Here is a 352-nt window from a genome sequence, read left to right as displayed (position 1 = left end):
GTGAACTTCAGCGTCCAGCGCGCATGGCGATCCTTGTGCGACAGCTTTGACGGCTTGTCCTGCCAGTCTTCGGGAATACGGCCTGCCCGGAGATCGGCTTTCTCGGCGTTCGTGTTGCGCTGCTTYGGAGCCGCTACCAGCGTGGCATCCAGGATCTGGCCTGACATCGGCAAATACCCGGCGTTACGCAGGGTCGCATCAAAGCGGTTGAACAGCCCATCGATCGCACTCGCCTGGGTCAGACGCTCGCGAAACAGCCAGACCGTTTTGGCATCCGGCACCCGATCTGAAAGTCCCAGCCCAAGGAAACGCATAAAGGAGAGGCGATCGTTGATCAGATATTCCGTCCGCT

The 352-nt window shown here is 59.5% G+C and carries 1 protein-coding gene; it reads right to left on the bottom strand.

What is annotated here, in order from left to right; translation table 11 throughout:
- The coding region (locus KP705_RS19755) for a transposase (RefSeq protein WP_215765544.1) at positions 1-352 on the bottom strand (352 nt) is incomplete at both ends.

Source organism: Gluconobacter sp. P1D12_c, assembly GCF_018812105.1.
GTDB classification, from domain to species: domain Bacteria; phylum Pseudomonadota; class Alphaproteobacteria; order Acetobacterales; family Acetobacteraceae; genus Gluconobacter; species Gluconobacter oxydans_A.
Note: the sequence above shows the minus strand (reverse complement) of the source record. Positions and strands in the feature narration are given on the sequence as shown.